The sequence below is a fragment of the Rhodococcus sp. EPR-157 genome (assembly GCF_001647195.1).
Lineage (GTDB): Bacteria > Actinomycetota > Actinomycetes > Mycobacteriales > Mycobacteriaceae > Rhodococcoides.
This window is the reverse complement of sequence record NZ_LVCV01000543.1, coordinates 1-3,016: the sequence shown is the minus strand read 5'-3', so window position 1 is coordinate 3,016 and position 3,016 is coordinate 1. Positions and strand designations below refer to the sequence as shown.

Annotated in this window: 4 protein-coding genes; 1 reads left to right on the top strand and 3 read right to left on the bottom strand. The window is 63.5% G+C overall.

Annotated features, from left to right (window positions below; genetic code table 11):
- The coding region (locus A2J03_RS24085; protein ID WP_231912697.1) for an MFS transporter at positions 1 to 909 on the top strand (909 nt) is incomplete at its 5' end.
- Here A2J03_RS24085 and A2J03_RS24080 read toward each other — a convergent pair.
- From A2J03_RS24080 to A2J03_RS24070, 3 genes are all read right to left on the bottom strand, one after another.
- The gene (locus tag A2J03_RS24080) at positions 906 to 1,304 is read right to left on the bottom strand and encodes a TIGR03618 family F420-dependent PPOX class oxidoreductase (RefSeq protein ID WP_068379039.1); all 399 of its coding nucleotides are present in this window, start codon (positions 1,302 to 1,304) and stop codon (positions 906 to 908) included. The two genes, A2J03_RS24085 and A2J03_RS24080, sit on opposite strands and share 4 nt — an antisense overlap.
- Positions 1,305 to 1,391: 87 nt before the next feature.
- On the bottom strand, positions 1,392 to 2,396 hold the full coding sequence (locus A2J03_RS24075) for a beta-ketoacyl-ACP synthase III (protein ID WP_068379036.1): 1,005 nt from the start codon (positions 2,394 to 2,396) through the stop codon (positions 1,392 to 1,394).
- 100 nt (positions 2,397 to 2,496) lie between these two features.
- Positions 2,497 to 3,016, bottom strand: a 520-nt coding sequence (locus tag A2J03_RS24070) for an alpha/beta fold hydrolase (RefSeq protein ID WP_442971403.1), incomplete at its 5' end; no start/stop codon positions are given.

The window sequence follows — 3,016 nt, the reverse complement described above, 5'->3', positions numbered from 1 at the left end:
GGTGGTCTGCTCGGACGGATCGTGGCGGGGCCGGTCGCGGAATTCACGAACTGGCGTATCGGCACACTGACGGTGTCCGTGATTGCTGCCGTCGCTGCCGGACTGTTTCTGCTCCTCGCCCCGGAGCCTCGACGCCTTCTCGCCAGGGTGTCCGACGGGCCGCCGCTGAGCGCGAGATTGTGGGCCAACTTTCGTGAACCGGGAATGCTCGCGCTGTACGCGCAAGGCTTTCTGCTGATGGGCGGCTTCGTCGCGATCTACAACTTCCTCGGGTTCAGGCTCGAGGGTGTGCCGTTCGGGTTGCCTCAGTCGCTCATCAGTCTCATATTCTTCGCGTATCTGAGCGGAACGGTGTCCTCGCGGGTCGCCGGTCTGCTCGCGGTCAAGCGTGGCCGTGGACCAGTCCTTGCCGGCTCCACGGTCGTCATGATCGCGGGCGTTGCGTTGACGATCAGCAGCAATCTCGTCGTGATACTCGTCGGCCTCGTCGTGCTCACCATCGGGTTCTTCGCAGCGCACGCCATTGCGTCGGGGTGGACCGGTCAGCGGGCGATCGTCGGCCGAGCGCAGGCGACGTCGCTGTACAACCTCTTCTACTACGGCGGATCGAGCGTCGTCGGATGGTTCGGCGGCGTGATCTACCAGCAGTTCGGGTGGACCGCGATGGCGTCGTTCGTGATGGGCCTGGCGGTGCTCGCCGCGGTGATCATGCGTGTGGCGGGATCAGACCGCAGCAACGAGCGCGACCGTCGACGGCACGACGGAAATGCAGCAGATCGCGACCACCAGCAGCGCGATGACGCGTCGGCGATCCCATCTCTGCTGGGCGCCCGCAGCAGCGGACACGAACAGAACGAACCCCACGCACACCGACGCGATGGTGACCGCAACCGGCAGAGAGATCATTAGCCGACTTTGCCCCAGCCGACGTATGCGTCGATTTCGAGGTAGCCGGTGACGCGAGCCTGGTCGCGAACCGGATACGGGTCTCCGGTGTAGAAGGTGGAGATGCGGTCGATGTCCACCAGATCGGGGTCGTCCTGCAGCGTGATGGTGCCGTGCACGGTCACGTGGGTATACCAGCTGGCCTCGTCGAGCACAGAGATCGAGACCTTCGGATTGCCGCGGATGTGCTCGAGGCGTTTGCGGTCAGCCTGGAAGTTCAGCACGATCTTGCCGTCCTCCCACAGGTACCAGGTAGGCGCGGTGATCGGTGTTCCGTCCGCGCGAACGACGGCCATGACGGCAGGATTCGGCTTCTTCAGGATTTCGATTGCATCTTCGGGCAACGGTGGCTTCGGCATACCGTCGAGCCTACCGATGAGCCGAGATCGAAGTTGTGCACGGGTTTCGGGTGAAACTCGAGCACAACTTCGATCTCGTCGGGTGTTCTACAGCGTGGGGAGCTTGACGACCTGGCCCGCGTACGACAACCCGGCGCCGAACGCGAGGAGCAGCGCGGTGTCGCCGGCCTTCGCCTTCCCGGTACGTAGGAGCTCTTCCATCGCTAGCGGGATCGACGCGGCCGAGGTGTTGCCCGTTTCGGCGATGTCGTTCGCGACGGTGGTTTCCTCGTCGAGGTTCAGGCTTCTGGCCAGCAGCTCGGTTATTCGGCTGTTGGCCTGATGTGGGATGAACGCGTGCAGCTCATCGGTCTTGATGCCCGCGGCGTCGAGGACCCGCTGCGCCGCTTTGCCCATTTCGAAGGCCGCCCAGCGGAAGACGGAGATTCCGTTCATCCTGATCCAGGGACGCTCGAGACCTTCTGTGGTGATGTACTCGTACCAGTCGGTTGTCTGGACAATGGCATCGGCCTGTGAACCGTCGGAGCCCCATACCGCAGGTCCGATCTCGGTCTCGTCGCTCTGTCCGACGACGACAGCACCCGCGCCGTCGGCGAAGATGAATCGCGTGGTGCGGTCGTACGGGTCGGTGGTCACGGAGAGCTGCTCCGCACCGATGACGAGGACGTACTGCGAGGTGCCGGCCTTGACCAGGTCGGACGCGACGGCCAACGCATAGCAGAAGCCGGCACATCCGGCGCAGATGTCGAACGCGGCGGGACCTTTGGTGCCGAGTCCGTGCGCGACCTTCGCGGCGGCCTGGGGAGTCAGCTCGAGATGCGTCGAGGTGGCGACGATGACGGTGTCGATCTGCTCGGCCGAGATGCCGCTCGCCTCGAGTGCCTTGCGACCAGCCGAGATGGACATCTGCACGACATTCTCTTCAGGATCGGCGAACCGCCGGTTCTTGATGCCCGACCGCGTCTGAATCCACTCGTCACTCGAATCGATGAACTCACAGATCTCGTCGTTGGTGACCACCCGCTCCGGGCGGTGGACACCCAGACCCAGCATTTTCGACTGCCGGCCCTGCGTAGTGCTGATCGCACCCATCCAACATTCCTCTCCATCGCTACCGTGCCATCGCCGGGCTTCGGCTCGGGTCTTGGGCACGGGCTAGGTGAACACGTTACGGGTCGAGCTGTTTCGGATGTCACACCAGTTCGGCGATCAGCCCTGCGACCTCGGCGGGCTGATCGATCATCGCGTGGTGATGCGCGTGCTCGACCACGGTGAACTTCGCGTCGAGGTAGCGCGCAAGACGTCGCTGCTTGTTCAGCCACGCGCGTCCCCACGGGGTCGAGCAGCCGGTGTGGGCTGCGGCAACGGTCACGGGCACTGGCTTCTGGGGCATCGACGTCCGTCGCCGGATCGTGTTCAGCTCGGCCGCCATATCCGGATAGACGAAGTCCTCGACGAGGGCTGCTTCCAGGTACGACGGTGTCCGGTAGATCTGTTCGATCCAGTCGTACGTCTCGATCGGGATTCCGTCGGGTGGGATCGACTGGTTCAGAATCTTCCTGACGGTTGTGGCCAAGAGACGTTGAATACCGCTCGCCGTGGATACCCTGGCAAGACCGTAGTAGTACTTTGTTAGGTCGGCGTGTCGGCTCGAGTTTTCCGTCGATTCTCGAGACCATTCGTGGATGGATACGTCAGAACTCGACGAGGTC

Bases quoted from the DNA above. Each gene is read 5' to 3' on its own strand.
- A2J03_RS24080 (WP_068379039.1), bottom strand. From the start codon at position 1,304: ATGCCGAAGCCACCGTTGCCCGAAGATGCAATCGAAATCCTGAAGAAG.
- A2J03_RS24075 (WP_068379036.1), bottom strand. From the start codon at position 2,396: ATGGGTGCGATCAGCACTACGCAGGGCCGGCAGTCGAAAATGCTGGGT.